Genomic DNA, 22,801 nt, shown 5'->3' with positions numbered 1-22,801 from the left:
GTTTCTTTATCGTCATTAGGAGAGGGCATGCGCGATTACAAGTGGCTGCACGAATACTGTCTGAACCGCTTCGGTTCGGCGGCCGAGCTGGAAGCCCATCTGCCGGTGCCGAAAACCCCGGCGCAATTGCGCAAGATCAGCGATGACCGTTACCTCTCGACCCTGGCCCTGCGGGTATTCCGCGCCGGTTTGAAGCACAGCCTGGTGGACGCCAAATGGCCGGCCTTCGAAGAGGTGTTCTTTGGCTTCGACCCGGAAAAAGTGGTGCTGATGGGCGCCGAGCACCTTGAGCGACTGATGCAGGACACGCGGATCATTCGCCACCTGGGCAAGCTCAAGAGCGTGCCGCGCAACGCGCAGATGGTGCTCGACGTGGAAAAGGAGAAGGGCAGTTTCGGCGCCTTGATCGCCGACTGGCCGGTGACCGACATCGTCGGCCTGTGGAAGTACCTGGCCAAGCACGGTCACCAGTTGGGCGGCCTGTCGGCCCCGCGCTTTCTGCGGATGGTCGGCAAGGACACCTTCGTGCCGACCTATGACGTGGTGGCGGCGCTGAATGCGCAGCAGATCATCGACAAGGTGCCCAGCAGCCTCAAGGACCTGGCCACCGTGCAGGGCGCCTTCAACCAGTGGCACGCCGAAAGTGGCCGGCCGCTGTGCCAGATCTCGATGATGCTGGCGTATACGGTCAATCACTGATCGGGGCGTGTTCCCTGGAGTACCGCGTCATCGTTCATCGCGAGCAAGCTTCGCTCCTACAGAAGTACTGGGTGCTCTGTAGGGGCGAGGCCTGCCCGCGATAGCGCGCCGTCAGGCGGCGCTGACCTGGCCTTCGCCCGCCAGCTTGCGGTTGAGCTGGAAGCGCCAGCGCACGTAGAGCAGGGCCGAGCAGAATACCGCCAGGCTGGCCAGCATCTCCAGGATGCCGAACAGTTGCCGGTTCGGGTCGTAGGCGGCCAGCGCGCCCTTGATGAAATACAGGTTCACCACGAAGCACATCCAGGAATGCCCGCGGGCGCTGCCCACCAGCATGCCCGGCGCCATCAACAGCAGCGGCACCAGTTCGATCAGCAGGATCACCCAGGGCCGGGCGCCGTGCAGGTCGGCGACGAACAGGTAGTAGCCGCAGAGCAGGCCGACCAGGCCGAAAAAGCAGATCAGGCTCAGCACCCGGGTGATGCGTACGCGCGGCTCCAGCCATTCGATGGCCGGCAGGATCTTCGGCTTTTTAGCCACGGCTGCTCTCCAGTTGCAGGGCAGTCTTGGCCAGGCGCAGGCCCAGGGCGCGGCAGAGGGCGACCTCGTGCTCGTTCAGCGGGCTCTTGCCGTCGGCGCCGGCATGGTGGCTGGCCCCGTAAGGCGTGCCGCCGCCACGGGTTTCCAGCAGGGCCGACTCGCTGTAGGGCAGGCCGGTGATCAGCATGCCGTGGTGCAGCAGCGGCAGCATCATCGACAGCAGGGTGGTTTCCTGGCCGCCGTGCAGGCTGGCGGTGGAGGTGAACACCCCGGCCGGCTTGCCCACCAGGGCTCCGGTCAGCCACAGGTTGCTGGTGCCGTCGAGGAAGTACTTCAGCGGCGCGGCCATGTTGCCGAACCGGGTCGGACTGCCCAGAGCCAGGCCGGAGCAGTGCTTCAGGTCGTCGAGGCTGGCGTACAGCGCGCCGTCTTCCGGGATGCTCGGGGCCACGGCCTCGCAGTCGGCGGATATCGCCGGCACGGTGCGCAGGCGCGCTTCCATGCCTCCTTGTTCGATGCCCCGGGCGATCTGCCGGGCCATCTCGTTGGTCGAGCCGTTGCGGCTGTAGTAGAGAACCAGGATGTACGGCGTACTCAAGGCAGGATCTCCAGCACGTTCTCCGGCGGCCGGCCGATGATGGCCTTGTCGCCGACTTCGAGAATCGGCCGTTCCATGAGTTTCGGGTGCGCGGCGATGGCGGCGATCAGCTGTGCTTCGCTCAGGCTGGCGTCGGCCAGGTTGAGGGTCTTGTACTCGTCTTCGCCGGTGCGCAGCAGCTGGCGGGCGCCGATCCCGAGCTTGCCCAGCAGGTTTTGCAGCTGGGCGGCATCGAGCGGGGTTTCCAGGTAGCGGACCACGGTCGGGGTCAGGCCACGGGCTTCCAGCAGTTCCAGCGCACCGCGGGATTTCGAGCAGCGCGGGTTGTGATAAAGCGTCAGATCGGTCATGGGCGGGTCGCATCTTGCGTAAGGTGGCGGCTATTCTACCTGTGCGACGGGCAGTCCTGAACCTTGCGAGGCGATGGGTCGCACGAGAAAGCGGGTTTGACGGGTTTTTTTCAATACAAGGATCAAGGCATGGCAAGGCAACTGGCAGCGGCATTGGCGATCATCGGCACTTTGTTGCTGAGCGGCTGCGGTAACGATTACGGGGTCGATCAATATGGCCGGAAAGTCGCCGCCGAGCGTGTGGACAAGCAGTGGCTGGTGCTCAATTACTGGGCCGAATGGTGTGGGCCGTGCCGCACCGAGATTCCCGAGCTCAATGCATTGGCCGAAGGGCTCAAGGGCCAGCCGGTGAGTGTGCTGGGGGTCAATTTCGATAACGTCCAGGGTGAAGAACTGAAGAGCGCCAGTGAAAAACTGGGGATCAAGTTCACCGTGCTGGCGCAGAACCCAGCAGAGATTTTCGACTTGCCACGCAGCGAAGGGCTGCCGGTGACCTACATCATCGATGACCAGGGCAAGGTGCGTGAGCAACTGATGGGCGAACAGACCGCGGCGGGTGTGATGGCGAAGCTGGAGGCCCTGCGCGGGCATTGATCTGTAGCCGCTGCCGCGGGCTGCGATCGGCCTGCAAGGCCGTTGCGATCTAGGGATCGCTGAAGGTCCTGCGGACCTTATCGCAGCCTGCGGCAGCGGCTACAGGGGGCGGTATCAACCTTCCTCGAGCCACCAGCGCAACGGCTTGCCTTCGGCCGGCCAGAAGCGCACTTGCTCGATTGGGGAAATGTCCCAGCGCTGGACGGTTTCCAGCGCCTGCAGGAAGCGTCGTTCCTGCTCCATCAGGGCTGGCGCGCACAGCTTGCGGGTGCTGCCGACCTTGCCGAAGCTGAGCTTGTCGCCGTCCAGGGTATAGGGCGCGAACCAGTGGTTGCAGCCGCCGTTGCCGTAGGCGCGACCGTCTTCACCGAGGGTGATGGTCAGGTGGCTGTAGTCGATCAGCGGACGCTCGCCGATCCACTCCAGGATGTAGCTGCGATCCTGCTGTAGTTTCACCGGCTCCGCCGCGCAACCCAGCAGGCCGGCGCCGAACGCGGCGGTTAACGCCAGGCGTTTCATTGGGCGGCTCGCTGGCATTTCGGGCAGAGGTGTTTTTCCCCTTCGCTGATCCAGCCCAGCTCGGCGATCCGCGCGCTGGCCGCGGGTTTTTGCGCCTTGCTGCCCAGCTTGGCATCCACCGCGAACTCGAAGCTCAGCTCGGCCGCGCAGCTGTCGCAGTTGACCTGCCACTGATGGATCGCCAGCTCGCCGAATACCGGACCACGGGCCACGGCGACCCATTGGCCGACCGGGTTGATCAGGTGCCGCACGGTTTCCACCGTCAGGCGCATCGACAGGTCCTTGCTGCCCTTGAGGGTGACGATCAGCACGTCGTCGTTGCGGATGGAGCCACCGTTGCCGGTGACCTGATAGCGGCCGGGCACCAGGGCGCGGCATTCGATCAGGGTGTGTTGCGGGTTCATCAGGCTGTAGCGGAAATCGTGTTCGACCATGGGTCCTCCAAATCTGGCGCGTATGCTAGCACGCACCCCGATACCTCAGGTTGCAGGCAGATGACCTTCGCTTACCGCCGGTCCGTCGGCTCAGCCTTCCACTTGGTTGCAGGGCGCGCCGGCGGCCCAGGCGGCGATGTTGTGCAAGGTGGTGTCGGCGATCGCCGCCAGGGCCTCGCGGGTGAGGAACGCCTGGTGGGCGGTGACAATCACGTTGGGGAAGGTCAGCAGCCGCGCCAGCACGTCGTCCTGTAGCGGCAGGTCGGAGCGGTCCTCGAAGAACAGCTGCGCCTCCTCTTCGTAGACATCCAGCCCCAGGTAGCCCAACTGGCCGTTCTTCAGCGCCTCGATCAGCGCCGGAGTATCCACCAGGCCGCCACGGCCGGTGTTGATCAGCATTGCGCCCGGTTGCATCCGGGCCAGGCTCTGGCGGTTGATCAGGTGTTTGCTGTCGGCGGTGAGCGGGCAGTGCAGGCTGACGATCTGCGCCTGGGCCAGCAGCTCCGGCAGGCTCAGGTAACGCGCGCCCAGGGCCTCGACTTGCGGGTTGGGGAAGGGATCGTGGGCCAGCAACTGGCAGCCGAAGCCGGCCATGATCCGGGCAAATGTCGCGCCGATTTGCCCGGTGCCGACGATGCCGACGGTTTTTCCCACCAGGTCGAAGCCGGTCAGGCCGTGCAGGCTGAAGTCGCCTTCGCGGGTGCGGTTGTAGGCGCGGTGCAGGCGGCGGTTCAGCGCCAGGATCAGGGCCACGGCGTGCTCGGCCACGGCATGGGGAGAATAGGCCGGGACCCGGACCACGCTCAGGCCCAGGCGTTTGGCCGCGGCCAGGTCGACATGGTTGTAGCCGGCCGAGCGCAGCGCGATCAGGCGCGTGCCGCCGGCGGCCAGTTGCTCCAGCACCGGGGCGCTCAGGTCGTCGTTGATAAAAGCGCAGACCACCTCGTGGTGCTCCGCCAGGGCCGCGGTGTCCAGGCTCAGGCGCGCGGCCTGGAACTGCAGCTCGATACCCGGCGGCGGCTCGGCACCGAGGAAGCTGTCGCGGTCATAGTTCTGGCTGCTGAAGAGAATCGTGCGCATGGCGTCGTCCTTGTGGGAGGTTGCCCCGAGCATGAACCTTCGGGGCAAACCTGTCGTTGCCCTGGATCAGGCGTTGATGCGGGCCTCCGTGGCCAGGCGGTTGATGGCCCGTTCGAGTTCGTCGAGGGCGGCGAAGGCCTTGACGTCTTCCTGCTTGAGCAGGGTTTCGCTGCGCTGGCAGGCGGCGCGCAACTGCGGCACTCCACAGTAGCGGGTCGCCCCGTGCAGACGGTGGACCCGTTCGATCAGCGCATTGTGGTCGTTGGCGGCACGGGCGGCGCGAATCGCTTCACGATCGGCCTCCAGCGAGGCCAGGAGCATCGCCAGCATGTCGGCGGCCAGGTCCGCCTTGCCGGCGGCCAGGCGCAAACCTTCGTCGTGATCCAGCACTTGCAGCTCGAGGCCGTTGCCGGACGGTTCGCCAGTGCGTTCCGGTCCCTGGTTGCGCAGGGCCAGACCGGTCCACTTCAGCACCACCTGAGCCAGTTGCCGCTCACTGATGGGCTTGGTCAGGTAGTCGTCCATGCCGCTTTGCAGCAGCGCGCGTTTTTCGTTGGCCATGGCGTGGGCGGTGAGGGCGATCACCGGCAGCGGCGTGCAGTTGCGTTCGCTCTCCCACTGGCGAATCGCCTCGGTGCTCTGGCGGCCGTCCATACCGGGCATCTGCACGTCCATCATCACCAGGTCGAACGATTCGTTCTGCACTGCCTTGACCGCCGCATAGCCGCTGTCCACCGCGAGCACCTTGGCGCCCATGTCTTCGAGCAGGGTCTGCACCAGCAGCAGGTTGGCCGGGTTGTCATCGACACACAGCACCCGTGGCGGGCGACTGGCGATCGGTTCGCTCGGCTCGTTGCGCACCACCTTGGGGTTGACCAGGTCGGCCAGGGCGCGCCGCAGTTTGCGGGTGCAGGCCGGTTTGGCCTGCAACTGGCTGTGAGGGTTGGGCACCGACAGATGGAACAGCGTCTGTTCGGTGGTCGGGCACAGCACCAGCACTTTGCAGCCCAGGTGTTCGAGGTCCCAGATGTGCTGGTTGAGGCGTTCCGGCGGCATGTCATTGCTGGTGATGCCGAGCACCGCCAGATCGATCGCCTGTTCGGTCTGGTGCACTCCGGTCACGCCGTTGGTCAGGGCTTCCAGGGTATTGAACGGCGTCACTTCCAGGCCGCAGTCCTCGAGTTGATGCTGCAGGGCCTGGCGTGCCAGCTCATGGTTCTCCAGGACCGCGATCCGCCTGCCGAGCAGCGGCGGGGCGGGCAGGTCTTCGGCGTCGTCGCGGGTTTTCGGCAGGCGCAGGCTGATCCAGAACTCCGAACCTTCGCCGGGCGTGCTGTCGACGCCGATCTCGCCACCCATCTGTTCGATCAGGCGCTTGGAAATTACCAGCCCCAGGCCGGTACCGCCCGGTTGCCGCGACAGCGAGTTGTCGGCCTGGCTGAAGGCCTGGAACAGGGCGCGCACGTCCTGGTTCGACAGGCCGATGCCGGTGTCCTGAATGCTGATGCGCAGTTGCACGCTGTCTTCGTGTTCTTCTTCGAGCATGGCGCGGGCGACGATGGTGCCTTCGCGGGTGAACTTGATGGCGTTGCTCACCAGGTTGGTGAGGATCTGCTTGAGGCGCAGCGGGTCGCCCACCAGCGACAGCGGGGTATCGCGATACACCAGGCTGACCAGTTCCAGCTGCTTGGCGTGGGCGGCCGGGGCGAGGATGGTCAGGGTGTCCTGCAACAGGTCGCGCAGGTTGAACGGAATACTGTCGAGCACCAGCTTGCCGGCTTCGATTTTCGAGAAGTCGAGAATTTCGTTGATGATTCCCAGCAGGCTGTCGGCGGACTTTTCGATGGTGCCCAGGTAATCCAGCTGGCGCGGGGTCAGTTCGCTTTTCTGCAACAGGTGGGTGAAACCGAGAATACCGTTGAGCGGCGTGCGGATTTCGTGACTCATGTTGGCCAGGAATTCCGACTTGATGCGGCTGGCCTCCAGGGCCTCCTTGCGCGCCAGGTCCAGTTCGATGTTCTGGATCTCGATGGTTTCCAGGTTTTGCCGGACGTCCTCGGTGGCCTGGTCGATGCTGTGTTGCAATTCTTCCTGGGCGTTCTGCAGGGTGCCGGCCATGCGGTTGATGCCCGAGGCCAGTTCGTCCAGCTCCTGGCTGCCGAGCAAGGGCAGGCGGGTTTCCAGGTTGCCGTCCTTGAGTTGGGTAACGGCATGTTTGATCTGGCTCAGCGGGTTGTTGATGGTGCGCCCCATGCGCAGCGCCAGCAGGCCGGTGCAGATCAGCCCGGCGATAATCAGCAGCAGGCTGGCGAACAGGCTGCGGTAGCCGCGCAACAGCATGCTGTTATGGGACAGCTCCAGCTCGACCCAGCCGAGCAGGCGGTCGGACTCGTCGGGAATCAGGTCGCCGGCCAGGTTGCGGTGGCGGCCGAACACCGGCAGCAGATAGCGGGTGGCGTCGCTGCCGGTGCGTTGCAGCATCTGGCTGCCGTTACCGGTCGGCGCCTGGTTGAGCATGCTCGGGCCGGCATGAGCCAGGGGCGTGCGGTCGGGCGCGAGGAAGGTCACTGCGCGCACGTCCTGCTGTTCCAGGGACTGGGTGGCGATGCGTTCCAGCAGGGCGATGTTCTTGTGGGCCAGGGCCGGTGCCACCAGGGGCGCCAGTTGCTCGGCGATCATTTCGCCGCGTTGCAGAAGCTGGGTTTGCAGGTCCGACTGCTGCATCCAGGTGAAATAACCGCCCAGCACCAACGCCATCAGGCTGGTTGGCAGCAAGGTCAGTAACAGCACGCGGCCTTTGATCCCCAGTTTCTTAAGCACGCAACTCTCCTGCTACCACGCCGTTTTGAATGAACCCTGCGCACATCCGGTGCGCACCACCTGCGCAGTGTAGCCATTTGCTTTGTCGCAATCTTCGCAAAATTAACCATCGAACCGCTCAGGTGCCGCGGGTTAGCGAGCGCTTTGTCGACCGGTGTCGGTTGCCCGGCCGCGGACAATCTTGAATAATCGCCCAACTGAGAATTACTTGCAGAAGCTAATGAATCCCGTATCTGTCGGCCATCCCCGGATCCTGAGTATCGAAGACGACCTGGTGCTCGGTGCCTATGTGCACGAGCAATTGGGCCGTTGTGGGTTTGATGTCACCTGGTGCCAGAACGGCCAGGAAGGCCTGACGATGGCTCGCCAGCAACCTTTCGATGTGGTGCTGATGGACATCCTGCTGCCGGGGATGGACGGGCTGACGGTGCTCACCCATTTTCGCCAGAGCCATTCCACACCGGTGCTGCTGATGTCGGCGCTGGGGGCCGAGGCCGATCGCATCAGCGGTTTTCGCCTGGGGGCCGACGATTATCTGCCCAAGCCCTTCAGCATGGCCGAACTGCGGGTACGGATCGAAGCCATCCTGCGGCGCGTGGCCCTGGATCGCCGGCCGGCCCCGGCGCCGCTCAGGCAGGAAGCCCAGGGCCTGCGTTTCGACGACGAGCTGTGCGACGTGCATTACGGGCAACAGTGGGCCGGGCTGACCCGCAGCGAATACCGCCTGCTGGAGACGCTCAACCGCAACGGCGACGAGGTCCTGAGCAAACCCTTCCTTTATCAGCATGTGCTGCAGCGCGGCTACGCGCCCCATGATCGCAGCCTGGACATGCACATCAGCCAGATCCGCCGCAAACTCAAGGCCGTCGGTTATGTCGCGCGGGAAGTGCGCACGGTCTGGGGCAAGGGCTATGTGCTGAGTGCCGTCGATGAAATGGCCTGAGCTGCCCGGCAGGCATTCGCTGTTCTGGAAGCTGGCCTGCCTGTTGGTCGCGTTCTGCCTGCTGATGATCTGGCTGAGCTGGTCCTGGGGCCGCTACATGGAACAGAAGAACCTGTTCCTTTCCGACGAGGCCCGCGGCACGCTGACCGGCTACGCCGCCGAAGCCGAACGGGCCTGGAACCAGGGGCAGAGCGCCGGGGTCGATGCCTGGCTGCAGGGCATGGCCGAGCGCGAGCGCCATTGGGTCGGGGTCATCGGCCGCGACCTGCAATCGCTGAGCAGCTATCCGCTGAGCGAAGCCGAGAGCCAGCACCTGACGTTCCTGCGCGGCCTGGATTGGCCGGTCAGCCGGCATACCCGTGGCTTGCCCTGGCTGAAGATTGCGTTTCCCAACGACCCGTCCGCCGGCAGCCTGGTGATCGAGTTGCCCCAGCGCTTCATGCCCGGGCGCTACCGGGTGTTCTGGCGGGTGCTGACCAATGGGGTGATTCCCGGCCTGTTCACCCTGCTGCTGTGTGTCGGGCTGTATCGACTGCTGGTGGTGCCGCTGAACCAGCTGCGCGAACAGGCCAACGCCTGGCGCGCCGATCAACTGAATGCGCGGCTGTCGAGCCAGACCACCAGTCGCCAGGACGAGTTGGGCGAGCTGGGTCGGGCGTTCGACCAGATGTCCGAGCGCCTGCAGGGCACGGTGGCCTTGCAGCAACAATTGCTGCGCGATCTTTCCCATGAATTGCGTACGCCCCTGAGTCGCCTGCGGGTCGCCTGTGACGGCGAGCAGAGCCTGCCGGCACTGCGCGAGCGGCTGGCACGGGAGGTCGATGGCATGCAGCGGCTGGTGGACGACACCCTGCAACTGGCCTGGCTCGACACCGAGCGGGCACCGCTGGCCGAGGAAGACATCCAGATCCAGGCCCTGTGGGAAATGCTCACGGAAAACGCCTGCTTCGAAAGCGCCTGGTCCAGCGCGCAACTGCACTGTGCGCTGGACGCTTCATGCTGGGTCCGGGGCAACCTCAATACCCTGGCCCAGGCCCTGGAAAATATCCTGCGCAATGCCATTCGTCATTCGCCCGCGGGCGGTCGTGTGCTGCTGGACGGCCAGCGCCAGGGCGAGCATTGGTTGCTGTGGCTGGAGGATGAAGGGCCTGGCGTGGCCGACGCCGATCTGCAGCGGATCTTCGACCCCTTTACCCGCCTCGACGGCTCGCGCCCGGGCCATGGCGGTTTTGGCCTGGGGTTGAGTATTGCGCGCAACGCCGTGCAGCGTCAGGGCGGCCAGCTGTGGGCGGAAAATACCGGGCGTGGGCTGCGTTTGAACATGCGCCTGCGGGCTACCGTTGTGATGGACGCGCCTTCGCCCGAGGCTGATTCGCTGCCTTATATCGTTAAGCCATAAGACCCTCACTTTGCGTGATATGGCCTGCGAACGTTTGCCGGTATGATAGTCGCCCCCGCAGTCCGGATTGCGAATACGCCATGACCTTGCAGTACCCCACCATCGCCGATTGCGTCGGCAACACCCCGCTGGTCCGTTTGCAGCGCCTGCCTGGCGTCACCAGCAACACCCTGCTGCTCAAGCTCGAGGGCAATAACCCGGCGGGTTCGGTCAAGGACCGCCCGGCGCTGTCGATGATCACTCGCGCCGAGCTGCGTGGGCAGATTCACCCCGGCGATACGCTGATCGAAGCGACCTCGGGCAACACCGGGATTGCCCTGGCGATGGCCGCGGCGATCAAGGGCTACAAGATGATCCTGATCATGCCCGACAACTCCAGTGCCGAGCGCAAGGCGGCAATGACCGCCTATGGCGCCGAACTGATCCTGGTCAGCCAGGAAGAGGGCATGGAAGGCGCGCGCGACCTGGCCGAAAAGATGCAGGCCGAAGGTCGTGGCAAGGTGCTCGACCAGTTCGCCAACGGTGACAACCCGGAGGCGCACTACACCGGCACCGGCCCGGAAATCTGGCGCCAGACCGAGGGCACCATCACCCATTTCGTCAGCTCCATGGGCACCACCGGCACCATCATGGGCACCTCGCGTTATCTGAAGGAGCAGAACCCGAACGTGCAGATCATCGGCCTGCAACCGATGGAAGGCTCGGCCATTCCCGGCATTCGCCGCTGGCCGCAGGAATACCTGCCGAAGATCTACCAGGCCAGTCGCGTGGATCGCATCGTCGACATGGCGCAAAGCGAAGCCGAAGACGTGACCCGGCGCCTGGCCCGCGAAGAAGGCATCTTCTGCGGCGTGTCCTCGGGCGGTGCGGTGGCGGCGATGTTGCGCCTGTCCCGCGAAGTCGAAAACGCGGTGATTGTCGCGATCATCTGTGACCGTGGCGACCGTTACCTGTCGACCGGCATCTTCGATGCGCCCAACTGATGGCTAAGCCAGTCAGAGGCCTGCGCTTCCAGCCTTCGGGCGGCAGCCGGGCTGCGCAGATACCCGTCGGGAAAAAACAGCGCCTGACCATCGAGCGCCTGGCCAACGATGGTCGCGGCATTGCCTTCCTGGAAGGACGTACCTGGTTCGTCGCTGGCGCATTGGCGGGCGAAGAGGTCGAGGCGCGCGTGTTGGGCGCCCACGGCAAAGTGGTGGAAGCCCGTACCGAGCGGGTGTTCAGCGCCAGCGATTTGCGGCGCCCGGCCCCGTGCGCCCATGCCGGCCGTTGCGGTGGCTGCAGCGTGCAGCATCTGCCCCATGACGAACAGCTTGCCCTGAAACAGCGCATGCTCGCCGAGCAGCTGTCGCGGGTCGCCGGTGTCGAGCCAGAGGCATGGGCGGCGCCCTTGAGCGGTCCGGAGTTCGGCTACCGGCGCCGGGCGCGGGTCGCGGTGCGCTGGGACGCCAAGGCGAAAAAGCTCGAAGTGGGTTTTCGCGCCGCCGGCAGCCAGGACATCGTCGCCATCGACGAATGCCCGGTGCTGGTACAGCCCTTGCAACCGATCATGAGCCGCTTGCCGGCCATGCTGCAGCGCCTGAGCAAGCCGCAGGCACTGGGGCACGTGGAATTGTTCAGCGGTTCGGCGATTGCCGTGCTGCTGCGCCATATGGCGCCGTTGTCCGCGGCCGACCTGGAGATTCTCCAGGCGTTCTGCGCATTCCATGAGGCCCAGTTGTGGCTGCATGGCGAAGGCGAGCCGCAACCGGTGGACCCGGACCAGACCCTGGGCTATCGCCTGGAGCCCTGGAATCTGCAGCTGGCTTATCGGCCGGGGGATTTTGTCCAGGTCAACGCCGGGGTCAACGAGGCGATGGTGGCCCAGGCCCTGGAGTGGTTGGCGCCACAGGCCGACGAGCGCGTGCTGGACCTGTTTTGCGGCTTGGGCAACTTTGCCTTGCCGCTGGCGCAGAACGTTCGGGAAGTGGTGGCGGTCGAAGGGGTGGCGACCATGGTCGCGCGTGCCGCGGAGAATGCCGCTAGCAACAATTTGCATAACACCCGGTTTTTTCAGGCCGATTTATCGCAGCCCCTGAGCGACGCCGAGTGGGCCCGCGAAGGCTTTTCTGCGGTACTCTTGGACCCACCTCGGGACGGGGCTTTCGAGGTGGTCCGCAAGCTGGCGAGCCTGAGCGCCAAGCGCCTGGTTTATGTGTCATGCAACCCTGCCACTCTGGCACGTGACACAGTCGAACTGGTCAGGCAGGGCTACCGGTTAAAACGTGCCGGGATCCTCGATATGTTTCCTCAGACGGCACATGTCGAGGCCATGGCGTTATTTGAAGCGAGCTAGGATGGCTCGTCTAATCCGTTGGCCCGTCAGGCAGCACTCGCCGGCCCAGCGAGGAAATACTGGCAGTGAAGGTCAGCGATTTGACGCATTGAATGTGCGTCGTAGGGAAGGTAAAGCAAGATGGTACAGGTGAGAGCGCACCAGCCGATCAACACCGACGGCAGTATCAATCTCGAGGCGTGGCTCGATCATGCGGTCAGCGTCGACATGGCACTGGACCGTGAAGCCTTGAAAGAAGCCTGCGAGTTTGCTCGTGAGGCAGAGCAACAACACATCGCGGCGAAGAATCTCAGCGGCGAGGACATGTCGAGTTTCAGCACTGGCCTGGAGATCGCGGAGATCCTTGCCGACCTCAAGCTGGATCAGGATTCGCTGGTAGCCGCGGTGCTTTACCGTGGCGTCCGGGAAGGCCAGATCCCGCTGCCGGCCGTCAGCCAGCGCTTCGGCCCGGTGGTGGCCAAACTGATCGACGGCGTGCTGCGCATGGCGGCGATCAGCGCCAGCCTCAGCCCCCGCCAATCCCTCGTGCTCGGCACCCAGGCCCAGGTGGAAAACCTGCGCAAGATGCTGGTGGCGATGGTCGATGACGTGCGCGTGGCACTGATCAAGCTGGCCGAGCGGACCTGCGCGATTCGCGCGGTGAAAAACGCCGACGACGAGAAGCGCAACCGGGTCGCCCGGGAAGTCTTCGACATCTATGCGCCGCTGGCGCATCGCCTCGGTATCGGCCATATCAAATGGGAGCTGGAGGACCTGTCCTTCCGCTACCTGGAGCCTGAGCAGTACAAGCAGATCGCCAAGTTGCTGCACGAGCGGCGCCTTGATCGCGAGCGTTTCATCTCCGACGTGATGAACCAGCTGCAGAACGAACTGCGGGCCACCGGCGTCGACGCCGACATCAGCGGCCGGGCCAAACACATCTATTCGATCTGGCGCAAAATGCAGCGCAAGGGCCTGGAGTTCAGCCAGATCTACGACGTGCGCGCGGTGCGCGTGCTGGTCCCGGAAATGCGCGACTGCTACACCGCGCTGGGGATCGTCCACACCCTGTGGCGGCACATTCCGAAAGAGTTCGACGACTACATCGCCAACCCCAAGGAGAACGGTTACCGCTCGCTGCACACGGCGGTCATCGGCCCTGAGGGCAAGGTGCTGGAAGTGCAGATCCGCACCCACGCGATGCACGAAGAGGCCGAGCTGGGGGTCTGCGCCCACTGGCGCTACAAGGGCACCGACGTCAAGTCCGGTTCCAACCACTACGAAGAGAAAATCTCCTGGCTGCGTCAGGTGCTCGAGTGGCATGAGGAGCTGGGGGATATCGGCGGCCTGGCCGAGCAGTTGCGGGTGGATATCGAGCCGGACCGGGTCTACATCTTCACCCCCGACGGCCACGCCATCGACTTGCCGAAAGGCGCGACCCCGCTGGACTTTGCCTACCGCGTGCACACCGAGATCGGTCACAACTGCCGGGGCGCGAAGATCAATGGGCGCATCGTGCCGCTCAACTACAGCCTGCAGACCGGCGAGCAGGTCGAGATCATCACCAGCAAGCACGGCACGCCGAGCCGCGACTGGCTGAACCCGAACCTGGGCTATGTCACCACCTCGCGGGCGCGGGCGAAGATCGTCCACTGGTTCAAGCTGCAGGCGCGGGATCAGAACGTGGCGGCGGGCAAGACCCTGCTCGAACGCGAACTCAATCGCCTCGACCTGCCGCAGGTGGATTTCGACAAGCTGGCCGACAAGGCCAACATGAAAACCGCCGAGGACATGTTCGCGGCACTGGGCGCGGGCGACCTGCGCCTGGCGCAACTGGTCAACCTGGCTCAGCAGTTGGTGGAGCCGGAGCGCGGCAACGAACAGCTGGAGCTGATCCCGCGCAAGGCCACCGGCTACAAGCCCGGCAAGCGCGGCGACATCCAGATCCAGGGCGTCGGCAACCTGCTGACCCAGATGGCTGGCTGCTGCCAGCCGCTGCCGGGGGATGCGATCGTCGGTTACATCACCCAGGGGCGCGGGGTGAGCATTCACCGTCAGGACTGTGCCTCGGTGCTGCAACTGGCCGGCCGCGAGCCGGAGCGGATCATCCAGGTCAGCTGGGGCCCGGTGCCGGTGCAGACCTACCCGGTGGACATCATCATTCGCGCCTACGACCGCTCCGGTTTGCTGCGTGACGTGTCCCAGGTGCTGCTCAACGAGCGGATCAACGTGCTGGCGGTCAACACCCGCTCGAACAAGGAGGACAACACCGCGCTGATGTCCCTGACCATCGAGATTCCGGGGCTGGACGCGTTGGGGCGGTTGCTGGGGCGTATTTCCCAGTTGCCGAACATCATCGAGACCCGCCGTAACCGTACCCCTTGAAGATGGCCCGATACTGCGGGAGCAAGCTGGCTTGCTCCCGCAGGGGCGCTAACGAGAGTGACCGATGTACAGCCTTGAAGACCTGTTGCACCTGATGGCGCGGCTGCGGGACCCGCAGTACGGCTGCCCTTGGGATATCAAGCAGAACTACGCCACCATCGTCCCCCACACCCTGGAAGAAGCCTACGAAGTGGCCGATGCCATCGAGCGGGGCGATTTCGAGCACTTGCAGGGCGAGTTGGGCGATCTGCTGTTCCAGGTGGTGTATTACAGCCAGCTGGCGCGGGAGGAGGGGCGTTTCGAGTTCGATGGCGTGGTCGACAGCATCACCCGCAAGCTGATCCGTCGCCATCCCCATGTATTCCCTACCGGGGAGCTGTACGCGCCGCTGGATATTCCGCGGCTGGATGAAGAACAGGTCAAGCAGCGCTGGGAAGAGATCAAGGCCGAGGAGCGCGCCGAGAAGTCGGCGCAGCCTTTGCAGTTGTCCTTGCTCGACGATGTGCCCGCGGCGCTGCCGGCGCTGTCCCGTTCGGCCAAGCTGCAAAAGCGCGCGGCCCAGGTCGGTTTTGACTGGCCGGATGCCTTGCCGGTGGTGGACAAGATCCGCGAAGAGCTCGATGAAGTGCTCGAAGCCATGTCCGAGAATGACCCGCAGGCGATCGCCGACGAGGTGGGCGACTTGCTGTTCGCCGTGGTCAATCTGGCCCGGCATCTGAAGGTCGATCCGGAAACCACCCTGCGTGGCGCCAATGCCAAGTTCGAGCGGCGCTTTCGATTTATCGAGCAGGCATTGCGCGATACCCGCCGACCCATGGAAGATTGCACCCTCGAAGAGTTGGACGCCTTGTGGGGCGAAGCCAAACGTCAGGAAAAGAATTTGCCCAGCTGTGGCTGAGGCTGTTGCCTAAGTGAGTGAGCACCAATGAGCCTTTCCCTTCGCGACCAGTTGCTCAAAGCAGGGCTGGTCAACCAAAAGCAGGCCAAACAGGTCAGCAAAGAGAAACAGAAGCAGCAACGCCTGGCCCACAAAGGCCAGATCGAACTGGACGATACCCAGCAGCGGGCGGCTCAGGAAGCCATGGCCGAGAAGGTCAAGCGCGACCAGGAACTCAACCGCCAGCAGCAGGAGAAGGCCGAGCAGAAGGCCCGTGCCGCGCAGATCAAGCAACTGATCGAAGTGTCGCGCCTGCCGAAGCTGACCACCGAGGACTACTACAACTTCGTCGACGACAAGAAGGTCAAGCGCCTGTCGGTGAACGCCCTGATGCGCAACAAGCTGAGCAGCGGCTCGCTGGCCATCGTGCACCATGCCGGCGGTTATGAGGTCATCCCGCGTGAAGCTGCGCTGAAGATCCAGGAGCGCGATCCACGGCGCATCGTTCAGCTCAACACGCCAACCGAGGCGCCGGACGAGGACGATCCGTATGCGGCCTACCAGATCCCTGACGATCTGATGTGGTAAACCCGCATAAACAACAAACCCCGCCATGAGCGGGGTTTGTTGTTTCTGAAGCGCCTGTCGATGCGTGGCGGCAGGCGCGGCAGTCATCGTGAGGTCAGGAGCTTTGCGGTGCGCGGTTCTGCTCCAGCTTCTCCAGTTCGGCCTTGTAATTATGGGCATCGGTCTCGGAATGAAACATTCCCACCAGCAAGTCTTGTTGATGCACGTCCCAGATCCGTACACCTGCGGCTACGCCTTCATGGGACATGTGTGAATCGTCGCGTTCAGTTACTTTTACAGTCATCTGCTAGCTCCAATCTCTATTGATCTGCAGCAAGGCGTGTGCAGGACTCCGTTATATATTTTGTTAGCTGGCTAAGTAAATTGCTTTCAAATGCAACAATCTTTTGCAGATTTCGAAACAGTCCCGGAGGCCGCGGAAACTGTGGCATTCGGTCGCAGGTGTCGGAGTTTTATGACAAAAGTTTCATGTTGGGCGGCTGTTGTGCTGGGCATCTTTGCCCGGCGAGCGAGCCTGCCGGGTCGCCAGGAGGGCTGTGCTTGAGCGGTTAGATAGAAACTCCAGGCGAAAAAAAGCCCCGCATCGGCGGGGCTTTTTATTGACGTGCGGCTTAGCTGCCTTTGACGGTCTTGCCGTTGACGGTGCCGTTCAGGAGCATGATGTTGTACTCCTTGCCGTCGGTTTCGACCTGTTGCAGGCGAACCAGCAGGTAATCCCAGTCCTTGGCGAACCACATGACGGTGATGCGTTTGCTTTGTGTCGGGTCGCGCACGCGCTCGACCTTGATCGCATCGATCTGGCCGGCCTTGGTGTCGACTTTTTCCGAGCCCAGGACACGGAAGTCGTAGGTATCGACTTCGCCATCATCGACAACCTGGTAGCTCATGCTTTTCTTGCCGGCGGCTACATCGTGCTGCAGGGCGAGCTGGTAGGTGGATTTGTCGACCATGCCGCGATTGAGCGGGATCTTGACCGCGTCACCACGATCGGTGCCAGTGACCATCTTGGCGTTCCAGTCGAAGTCCAGGTCGGCCTTCTTGGCTTTGCCCAGGCCGCCGCGCTCGAAGTGATAGGACTGCGGCAGCAGGGTGTCCTTGTCGAGCTTCAGGGTGCTTTCTTCGGTCAGGCTGGCGATCATCATCGAGGCCTTGAAGCTCAGCTTCCAGGTGCCGTCGCCTTTCTTTTCCAGGCTGCGTTCGGCGGTACCGCTCATCGGCAGCTGTTTCCAGTCGGCGGTATAGCTGGCGGAGAAGGGTTGAAGGTCCGCAGCCTGCGCGAAGGGCAGGGCGAGCAGAGCACAAGCGAAGAGCAGGGCGCGACGCATAAAATCTCCTAATTACGAATCAAGTGGCCACTGGCGGCCAGTAACTGACCATCCAGTAAAGCACCCTGTTCGCCGAGTGTGAGTCGACCTTCGGCAAACCAGCGTACGGCCATCGGGTAAATCCGGTGTTCCTGGACGTGGACCCGCTGCGCCAGGCTTTGCGGCGAGTCGTGCAACTCTACCGGGATCACTGCCTGTACGACCAGTGGTCCGCCATCGAGTTCCTCTGTCACAAAGTGCACGCTGCAGCCGTGCTCGGTGTCTCCGGCCTCCAGCGCTCGCTGATGAGTGTGTAACCCTTTGTATTTGGGTAGCAGCGAAGGGTGGATATTGAGCAGGCGACCCTGATAGTGCCGCACGAAATCCGCGCTGAGAATGCGCATGAATCCGGCAAGCACCACCAGCTTGGGCTGGAAGGCGTCGATCAGTTCGATCAGCGCGGCATCGAAGGCCTCGCGGCCTTCGAATGCCTTGTGATCGAGGGCGCGGGTATCGATACCCGCGTCCCGGGCGCGTTGCAGGCCGTAGGCATCGGCGCGATTGGAAATCACCGCGCGGATGCGTACCGGGCTGTCATCGGCCAGCGTACTGTCGATCAGGGCCTGCAAGTTACTGCCGGTACCGGACAACAGCACCACTACATCACAGGTGGCTGACATCGGCTCTTGCATCAATGTGCCTTGAGGTTTTTCAGCTCGACCTGGGCAGCGCCCTCGGCGGCGCTAGCGATCTGACCAATGACCCAAGGTTGTTCGCCGGCTTCGCGCAGGATGTTCAGGGCGCTTTCAACGTGCTCCTGAGCCACGCAGATCACCATGCCCACGCCGCAGTTCAGCACGCGGTGCATTTCGTGTTCGTCGACGTTGCCTTTCTCTTGCAGCCAGTCGAATACCGCCGGGCGCTGCCAGCTGGCCACGTCGACCACGGCCTGGGCGCCTTTTGGCAGAACGCGCGGGATGTTGTCCAGCAGGCCGCCGCCGGTAATGTGGGCCATGGCCTTGACCGCGCCAGTGTCCTTGATCAGCTTGAGCAGTGGCTTGACGTAGATGCGGGTCGGGGCCATCAGCAGTTCGGTCAGCGGCTTGCCGTCGAGCTGGACGGTTTCGATATCGGCACCGGAGACTTCGATGATCTTGCGGATCAGCGAGTAGCCGTTGGAGTGCGGGCCGGACGATGGCAGGGCGAGCAGGGCGTCGCCGGTGGCAACCTTGGAACCGTCGATGATTTCGGCTTTTTCCACCACGCCGACGCAGAAGCCGGCCAGGTCGTAGTCTTCGCCTTCGTACATGCCGGGCATTTCAGCGGTTTCACCGCCGACCAGGGAGCAGCCAGCCAGTTCGCAGCCAGCGCCGATACCGGTCACCACGGTGGCGGCAACGTCGACGTTCAGCTTGCCGGTGGCGTAGTAGTCGAGGAAGAACAGCGGCTCGGCACCGCAGACCACCAGGTCGTTGACGCACATGGCGACCAGGTCCTGGCCGATGCTGTCGTGTTTGTTCAGGTTCAGTGCCAGGCGCAGCTTGGTGCCCACGCCGTCGGTACCGGAGACCAGTACTGGCTGCTTGTAGCCGGCCGGGATTTCGCAGAGGGCGCCGAAACCGCCCAGGCCGCCCATGACTTCCGGGCGCGCGGTGCGCTTGGCGACGCTCTTGATGCGTTCGACCAATGCTTCACCGGCGTCGATGTCTACACCGGCGTCTTTGTAGCTCAGGGAGGGTTGCTTGCTCATGATCCAGGCCTTTAGGGGGGATTCAGGGGGTATCGACCGAGTCCAGGGAGGCCAGTGAAACAGTCGCGGCGGCAATGCCGTGCAATCATTTCAGCGACCCCGGCTGTTGCCGGTCTGCGAAGGCGCGCGATTTTATCAGGCTTGAGGTGTAGCGGCCATCCTCGGGCCGACGGGCAGGGCATATCCGCTTAAAAAAAACCGCAATTGCGCGTGTCGATCGCGCCGCTCGGGGCTGTATAAGGTATAGCCTTGTACCCGCTATCGTTATGACAGCACGAAAACTTCCATCGACCGGGTGAATGTTTGCCCAGGCTTTGTGGTCACAGCCTTGGTCAATCCTGTTCATGCGGTCTGTTCCAGCCGCCTTTTGTCGTCGGGAATCCTCCATGCGTTTGGGTAAATTTCTTTTTGTGGGCTGTTTGTCTTTGGTCAGCCTGGCGAGTCATGCCGAAACCCTCAATAACCTGTATCAGGTCCGCGAACCGGTCAGCAGCCAGGCCCCTGGCGAGCGCGACCAGGCTACCCAGCGGGCCTTGGAAACCCTGGTATTGCGCCTGACCGGCGATAGCAAGGCCCTGCAGAACCCGGGACTGGCGGCCATCCGCAAGGACCCGCAGCAGATCATCAGCCAGTACGGCTACGACGCCGGTCCTCCCGAAAGCCTGCAGGTCGACTTCGACCCGGCCAGCACCGACCGGGCGTTGCGCCAGGCTGGCCTGTCGTTGTGGGGCAGCAATCGCCCGTCGATTCTCGGCTGGTGGCTGACCGACTCCAGTGAAGGTTCCAGCCTGGTGGGCGATGGCCAGGCCAGCGCCACGCCGTTGCGCCGTGCGGCCCTGCATCGTGGCCTGCCGCTGCGTTTGCCGCTGGGTGACCTGGATGAGCAGATTGTCGCCACGGCGCCGAATCTCGAAGGTTCCGATCCGGCGCCATTGCGCGCCGCGTCGGAGCGTTACGGCGCGGACGCCCTGCTGGCGGTGCATGCCAGTGAAGAGGGCGGTCAGTGGCAGGCCAAATGGCGCCTGTGGCTGGGTGACCAGAAGGAACAGGGCAGCGTCCAGGGAGCTGATGTGCCGGCCTTGGCCGATGCCGTGCTGTTGGCGGTCAGCCAGCGCCTGGCCCCGCGTTTCGCGGTCAAGCCGGGCGCCTCCAGCGAGCAGTTGCTGGAAGTGCAGGGCATGAACCTGGAGCGCTATGCGGCGTTGGGCCGTTTGCTCGAGCCCTTCGGTGGGCGTTTGCAGAGCGTCGATGGTGAACGTTCGGTGTACCGGGTCAGCGGCAGCGCCGAGCAGTTGCGTGCGCAGTTGAATCTGGCTCGGTTGCAGGAAGTCCCGGCGGGCGCTGTGCCTGTCCAGCCGACTGTCGAAGGCGCGACACCCGCGCCTGCACCGGCCGCGCAACTGCGTTTTCGCTGGTAGGTTTTCTTTCTTTATATAGAAGCAATGGAGTGGTTCATGGCTGATACGCGTCGATGGGTCTGGTTGGGTGGGTTGGTCCTGCTCTGTGGATTTGTGTACCTGTTGCATCCGATCCTGACGCCGTTCCTGGTGGCCTTGCTATTGGCCTATCTGTTCGATCCGCTAGTGGACCGCCTGGAAAAGCTCGGGCTGTCGCGCACCTGGGGCGTGGTGGCGGTATTTGCCCTGTTCACCCTGATTGTCATGGCGTTGCTACTGGTGCTGGTGCCTATGCTCGCCAAGCAGCTGCTGCGCCTGTACGAACTGGCGCCGCAGATGCTCGATTGGCTGCAGCACACGGCAATGCCCTGGGCGCAGTCCAAGCTGGGTTTGTCCGATGGTTTCTGGAAGTTCGACAAGGTCAAGGCTGCGATCAGCGAGCACATGGGGCAGACCACCGATATCGTCGGCGTGGTCCTGAGCCAGGCAACGGCCTCCAGCCTGGCGCTGATTGGCTGGCTGGCCAACCTGGTGCTGATTCCGGTGGTCAGCTTTTACCTGCTGCGCGACTGGGACTTGATGATGGCGAAGATCCGCAGCCTGTTGCCCCGTGATCGTGAGGAGCGTGTGGTGGCGCTGGCGGGAGAATGCCATGAAGTGCTGGGGGCGTTCGTCCGTGGTCAGCTGCTGGTGATGGTGGCCCTGGGGATGATCTATGCGGCCGGCCTGATGCTGGTCGGGCTGGAACTGGGGCTGTTGATCGGTCTGATTGCCGGCCTGGCGGCCATCGTGCCGTACATGGGATTTGTCATCGGCATCGGCGCGGCGCTGATTGCCGGGTTGTTCCAGTTCGGCGGCGACCTGTACCCGATGATCGGCATCGTGGCCGTGTTCATGGTCGGCCAGGCCCTGGAGGGTATGGTGCTGACCCCCTTGCTGGTAGGCGACCGGATCGGCCTGCACCCGGTGGCGGTGATTTTTGCGATTCTCGCCGGTGGCGAGCTATTCGGTTTCACCGGCATCCTGCTGGCCTTGCCGGTGGCGGCGGTGATTATGGTGCTGGTGCGCCATGTGCACGACTTGTACAAGGATTCGGACATCTATAGCGGTGTAGAGGAGTCCGAGCTGTAACGTCCACGGTTAACGCTTTCGGGGCGCCTGCGTTTCAGGCGGGTGCCGTCGAGCGTGTTTACAGCTGTCACATCCACCGTCAAAGAAACCCCCGTGATTTCATCAGGCTAACGCAAACCTTTGATTTTGCTTGTGGTCTGCTACATTGTGCGCCCGGCGTCACGGGTATAAACTTTGCAAACTTTACACAGAGGCCACTAACGGTTCGTTTGGAACTGTTCAGTCAGCATGAAACCGATTCAGCTGCCCCTAGGTGTGCGTCTGCGTGATGACGCCACCTTCATCAACTACTACCCAGGCGCCAATGCCGCTGCACTCGGCTATGTCGAGCGGCTTTGCGAAGCCGACGCCGGCTGGACCGAAAGCCTGATCTACCTCTGGGGCAAGGATGGGGTAGGGCGTACGCACTTGCTGCAGGCGGCCTGCCTGCGGTTCGAGCAGTTGGGGGAGCCAGCGGTCTATTTGCCCCTGGCGGAATTGCTGGATCGCGGCATCGAAATCCTCGACAACCTGGAACAGTACGAACTGGTCTGCCTGGACGACTTGCAAGCGGTGGCGGGCAAGGCTGACTGGGAAGAGGCGCTGTTTCATCTGTTCAACCGCTTGCGTGACAGCGGTCGGCGCCTGTTGATTGCGGCTTCGACCTCCCCCCGGGAGTTGCCGGTGAAGCTGGCGGACCTCAAATCCCGCCTGACCCTGGCGCTGATCTTCCAGATGCGCCCGCTCTCCGATGAAGACAAATTGCGTGCATTGCAATTGCGCGCCTCGCGTCGCGGGCTGCACCTGACCGACGAAGTCGGGCACTTTATCCTGACGCGCGGTACCCGCAGCATGAGCGCCTTGTTCGAGCTGCTGGAGCGCCTCGATCAGGCGTCCTTGCAGGCTCAGCGCAAGCTGACCATTCCCTTTCTCAAGGAAACTCTGGGCTGGTAAAACCGCGGGCGGTAGTGGCTTTTTGGCATATTTCAGGCGCCAGAAACCCGCATCCGGAAGTGGTTCCAGAGGCGCGTGCGTTTAAAATGGGCTTAAGGCCTTAGATGTTGAGTAGAAACCGATAAGTCACATTTCAATCGATTGAATTT

At 63.3% G+C, this 22,801-nt stretch carries 23 protein-coding genes; 12 read left to right on the top strand and 11 right to left on the bottom strand.

The window, feature by feature from the left end; genetic code table 11:
- The first annotated feature begins 27 nt into the window (after window positions 1-27).
- On the top strand, window positions 28-699 hold the full coding sequence (locus BM019_RS01575; RefSeq protein WP_009050287.1) for a DNA-3-methyladenine glycosylase I: 672 nt from the start codon (window positions 28-30) through the stop codon (window positions 697-699).
- Between the two features lie 111 nt (window positions 700-810).
- On the opposite strand, the gene BM019_RS01570 is transcribed toward BM019_RS01575, so the two are convergent.
- From BM019_RS01570 to arsC, 3 genes are read right to left on the bottom strand one after another with little or no spacing between them, the layout of a single operon-like run.
- Complete coding sequence (locus BM019_RS01570; protein ID WP_053262269.1) at window positions 811-1,236, bottom strand: DUF2069 domain-containing protein; 426 nt, start codon at window positions 1,234-1,236, stop codon at window positions 811-813.
- Window positions 1,229-1,834, bottom strand: coding sequence for an NAD(P)H:quinone oxidoreductase (gene wrbA / locus BM019_RS01565; RefSeq protein WP_007931797.1), 606 nt, complete (start codon window positions 1,832-1,834; stop codon window positions 1,229-1,231). Before wrbA ends, BM019_RS01570 begins: the two co-directional genes overlap by 8 nt.
- Window positions 1,831-2,184, bottom strand: a complete 354-nt coding sequence (arsC, locus tag BM019_RS01560) for an arsenate reductase (glutaredoxin) (RefSeq protein ID WP_085531912.1) — start codon at window positions 2,182-2,184, stop codon at window positions 1,831-1,833. The genes wrbA and arsC overlap by 4 nt, the downstream gene beginning before the upstream one ends.
- Window positions 2,185-2,313: 129 nt before the next feature.
- On the opposite strand from arsC, the gene BM019_RS01555 reads away from it, so the two are divergent.
- Window positions 2,314-2,778: a TlpA disulfide reductase family protein gene (locus BM019_RS01555; RefSeq protein ID WP_007931800.1), complete on the top strand. Its 465-nt coding sequence runs from the start codon at window positions 2,314-2,316 to the stop codon at window positions 2,776-2,778.
- A 114-nt stretch (window positions 2,779-2,892) separates the two neighbouring features.
- Here the strand turns inward: BM019_RS01555 and BM019_RS01550 are convergent, their stop codons facing one another.
- The 4 genes from BM019_RS01550 to BM019_RS01535 all read right to left on the bottom strand — a co-directional run bounded on the left by BM019_RS01550 (window position 2,893) and on the right by BM019_RS01535 (window position 7,631).
- Window positions 2,893-3,297, bottom strand: coding sequence for an META domain-containing protein (locus BM019_RS01550; protein WP_007927741.1), 405 nt, complete (start codon window positions 3,295-3,297; stop codon window positions 2,893-2,895).
- A complete protein-coding gene (locus BM019_RS01545) occupies window positions 3,294-3,731 on the bottom strand; it encodes a hypothetical protein (RefSeq protein ID WP_009050281.1) in 438 nt (145 codons plus the stop codon). The genes BM019_RS01550 and BM019_RS01545 overlap by 4 nt, the downstream gene beginning before the upstream one ends.
- Before the next feature lie 90 nt (window positions 3,732-3,821).
- The gene (locus tag BM019_RS01540; RefSeq protein ID WP_092417455.1) at window positions 3,822-4,811 is read right to left on the bottom strand and encodes a 2-hydroxyacid dehydrogenase; all 990 of its coding nucleotides are present in this window, start codon (window positions 4,809-4,811) and stop codon (window positions 3,822-3,824) included.
- Window positions 4,812-4,877: 66 nt separating this feature from the next.
- Window positions 4,878-7,631, bottom strand: coding sequence for a response regulator (locus BM019_RS01535; RefSeq protein WP_009045122.1), 2,754 nt, complete (start codon window positions 7,629-7,631; stop codon window positions 4,878-4,880).
- A gap of 220 nt (window positions 7,632-7,851) precedes the next feature.
- Between BM019_RS01535 and BM019_RS01530 the strand changes: the two genes are divergently transcribed.
- The 7 genes from BM019_RS01530 (at window position 7,852) to BM019_RS01500 (ending at window position 16,137) form a co-directional block, all read left to right on the top strand.
- A complete protein-coding gene (locus tag BM019_RS01530; RefSeq protein WP_092417454.1) occupies window positions 7,852-8,574 on the top strand; it encodes a response regulator transcription factor in 723 nt (240 codons plus the stop codon).
- Window positions 8,561-9,973: a sensor histidine kinase gene (locus BM019_RS01525; protein WP_092417453.1), complete on the top strand. Its 1,413-nt coding sequence runs from the start codon at window positions 8,561-8,563 to the stop codon at window positions 9,971-9,973. Before BM019_RS01530 ends, BM019_RS01525 begins: the two co-directional genes overlap by 14 nt.
- 80 nt (window positions 9,974-10,053) lie before the next feature.
- Window positions 10,054-10,956 carry a cysteine synthase CysM gene (gene cysM / locus BM019_RS01520; RefSeq protein WP_009045119.1) on the top strand — a complete coding sequence of 301 codons (903 nt, stop codon included), beginning with the start codon at window positions 10,054-10,056 and terminating at the stop codon, window positions 10,954-10,956.
- Complete coding sequence (gene rlmD, locus BM019_RS01515; protein WP_092417452.1) at window positions 10,956-12,308, top strand: 23S rRNA (uracil(1939)-C(5))-methyltransferase RlmD; 1,353 nt, start codon at window positions 10,956-10,958, stop codon at window positions 12,306-12,308. Before cysM ends, rlmD begins: the two co-directional genes overlap by 1 nt.
- A 120-nt stretch (window positions 12,309-12,428) precedes the next feature.
- Window positions 12,429-14,672, top strand: a complete 2,244-nt coding sequence (relA, locus tag BM019_RS01510; protein WP_007927768.1) for a GTP diphosphokinase — start codon at window positions 12,429-12,431, stop codon at window positions 14,670-14,672.
- Window positions 14,673-14,736: 64 nt separating this feature from the next.
- A complete protein-coding gene (gene mazG, locus BM019_RS01505) occupies window positions 14,737-15,570 on the top strand; it encodes a nucleoside triphosphate pyrophosphohydrolase (RefSeq protein ID WP_092417451.1) in 834 nt (277 codons plus the stop codon).
- Window positions 15,571-15,597: 27 nt separating this feature from the next.
- Window positions 15,598-16,137, top strand: coding sequence for a DUF2058 domain-containing protein (locus tag BM019_RS01500; protein ID WP_062824977.1), 540 nt, complete (start codon window positions 15,598-15,600; stop codon window positions 16,135-16,137).
- Between the two features lie 94 nt (window positions 16,138-16,231).
- On the opposite strand, the gene BM019_RS01495 is transcribed toward BM019_RS01500, so the two are convergent.
- From BM019_RS01495 to purM, 4 genes are all read right to left on the bottom strand, one after another.
- Complete coding sequence (locus BM019_RS01495; RefSeq protein ID WP_037004938.1) at window positions 16,232-16,420, bottom strand: hypothetical protein; 189 nt, start codon at window positions 16,418-16,420, stop codon at window positions 16,232-16,234.
- A 328-nt stretch (window positions 16,421-16,748) separates the two neighbouring features.
- The gene (locus BM019_RS01490) at window positions 16,749-17,462 is read right to left on the bottom strand and encodes a DUF3108 domain-containing protein (RefSeq protein WP_009045114.1); all 714 of its coding nucleotides are present in this window, start codon (window positions 17,460-17,462) and stop codon (window positions 16,749-16,751) included.
- Between the two features lie 8 nt (window positions 17,463-17,470).
- Window positions 17,471-18,121: a phosphoribosylglycinamide formyltransferase gene (gene purN / locus BM019_RS01485; RefSeq protein WP_009045113.1), complete on the bottom strand. Its 651-nt coding sequence runs from the start codon at window positions 18,119-18,121 to the stop codon at window positions 17,471-17,473.
- An 11-nt stretch (window positions 18,122-18,132) separates the two neighbouring features.
- On the bottom strand, window positions 18,133-19,191 hold the full coding sequence (purM, locus tag BM019_RS01480) for a phosphoribosylformylglycinamidine cyclo-ligase (protein ID WP_092417450.1): 1,059 nt from the start codon (window positions 19,189-19,191) through the stop codon (window positions 18,133-18,135).
- Window positions 19,192-19,577: 386 nt separating this feature from the next.
- On the opposite strand from purM, the gene BM019_RS01475 reads away from it, so the two are divergent.
- The 3 genes from BM019_RS01475 (at window position 19,578) to hda (ending at window position 22,652) form a co-directional block, all read left to right on the top strand.
- On the top strand, window positions 19,578-20,609 hold the full coding sequence (locus BM019_RS01475) for a DUF2066 domain-containing protein (protein WP_092417449.1): 1,032 nt from the start codon (window positions 19,578-19,580) through the stop codon (window positions 20,607-20,609).
- Between the two features lie 36 nt (window positions 20,610-20,645).
- Window positions 20,646-21,719: an AI-2E family transporter gene (locus BM019_RS01470; RefSeq protein WP_007927776.1), complete on the top strand. Its 1,074-nt coding sequence runs from the start codon at window positions 20,646-20,648 to the stop codon at window positions 21,717-21,719.
- A 228-nt stretch (window positions 21,720-21,947) separates the two neighbouring features.
- A complete protein-coding gene (gene hda, locus BM019_RS01465; RefSeq protein ID WP_007898944.1) occupies window positions 21,948-22,652 on the top strand; it encodes a DnaA regulatory inactivator Hda in 705 nt (234 codons plus the stop codon).
- Window positions 22,653-22,801 lie beyond the last annotated feature (149 nt).

The sequence above is a fragment of the Pseudomonas sp. NFPP07 genome, from assembly GCF_900115645.1.
In the GTDB taxonomy this organism is placed as follows: domain Bacteria; phylum Pseudomonadota; class Gammaproteobacteria; order Pseudomonadales; family Pseudomonadaceae; genus Aquipseudomonas; species Aquipseudomonas chlororaphis.
Note: the sequence above shows the minus strand (reverse complement) of the source record. Positions and strands in the feature narration are given on the sequence as shown.

What these genes read in the sequence shown, in the direction of transcription:
- BM019_RS01575 (WP_009050287.1), top strand. Translation starts at nt 28, where the DNA reads ATGCGCGATTACAAGTGGCTGCACGAATACTGTCTGAACCGCTTCGGT.
- arsC (WP_085531912.1), bottom strand. Translation starts at nt 2,184, where the DNA reads ATGACCGATCTGACGCTTTATCACAACCCGCGCTGCTCGAAATCCCGC.
- BM019_RS01555 (WP_007931800.1), top strand. Translation starts at nt 2,314, where the DNA reads ATGGCAAGGCAACTGGCAGCGGCATTGGCGATCATCGGCACTTTGTTG.
- BM019_RS01550 (WP_007927741.1), bottom strand. Translation starts at nt 3,297, where the DNA reads ATGAAACGCCTGGCGTTAACCGCCGCGTTCGGCGCCGGCCTGCTGGGT.
- BM019_RS01545 (WP_009050281.1), bottom strand. Translation starts at nt 3,731, where the DNA reads ATGGTCGAACACGATTTCCGCTACAGCCTGATGAACCCGCAACACACC.
- BM019_RS01540 (WP_092417455.1), bottom strand. Translation starts at nt 4,811, where the DNA reads ATGCGCACGATTCTCTTCAGCAGCCAGAACTATGACCGCGACAGCTTC.
- BM019_RS01530 (WP_092417454.1), top strand. Translation starts at nt 7,852, where the DNA reads ATGAATCCCGTATCTGTCGGCCATCCCCGGATCCTGAGTATCGAAGAC.
- BM019_RS01525 (WP_092417453.1), top strand. Translation starts at nt 8,561, where the DNA reads ATGAAATGGCCTGAGCTGCCCGGCAGGCATTCGCTGTTCTGGAAGCTG.
- cysM (WP_009045119.1), top strand. Translation starts at nt 10,054, where the DNA reads ATGACCTTGCAGTACCCCACCATCGCCGATTGCGTCGGCAACACCCCG.
- rlmD (WP_092417452.1), top strand. Translation starts at nt 10,956, where the DNA reads ATGGCTAAGCCAGTCAGAGGCCTGCGCTTCCAGCCTTCGGGCGGCAGC.
- relA (WP_007927768.1), top strand. Translation starts at nt 12,429, where the DNA reads ATGGTACAGGTGAGAGCGCACCAGCCGATCAACACCGACGGCAGTATC.
- mazG (WP_092417451.1), top strand. Translation starts at nt 14,737, where the DNA reads ATGTACAGCCTTGAAGACCTGTTGCACCTGATGGCGCGGCTGCGGGAC.
- BM019_RS01500 (WP_062824977.1), top strand. Translation starts at nt 15,598, where the DNA reads ATGAGCCTTTCCCTTCGCGACCAGTTGCTCAAAGCAGGGCTGGTCAAC.
- BM019_RS01495 (WP_037004938.1), bottom strand. Translation starts at nt 16,420, where the DNA reads ATGACTGTAAAAGTAACTGAACGCGACGATTCACACATGTCCCATGAA.
- BM019_RS01490 (WP_009045114.1), bottom strand. Translation starts at nt 17,462, where the DNA reads ATGCGTCGCGCCCTGCTCTTCGCTTGTGCTCTGCTCGCCCTGCCCTTC.
- purN (WP_009045113.1), bottom strand. Translation starts at nt 18,121, where the DNA reads ATGTCAGCCACCTGTGATGTAGTGGTGCTGTTGTCCGGTACCGGCAGT.
- purM (WP_092417450.1), bottom strand. Translation starts at nt 19,191, where the DNA reads ATGAGCAAGCAACCCTCCCTGAGCTACAAAGACGCCGGTGTAGACATC.
- BM019_RS01475 (WP_092417449.1), top strand. Translation starts at nt 19,578, where the DNA reads ATGCGTTTGGGTAAATTTCTTTTTGTGGGCTGTTTGTCTTTGGTCAGC.
- BM019_RS01470 (WP_007927776.1), top strand. Translation starts at nt 20,646, where the DNA reads ATGGCTGATACGCGTCGATGGGTCTGGTTGGGTGGGTTGGTCCTGCTC.
- hda (WP_007898944.1), top strand. Translation starts at nt 21,948, where the DNA reads ATGAAACCGATTCAGCTGCCCCTAGGTGTGCGTCTGCGTGATGACGCC.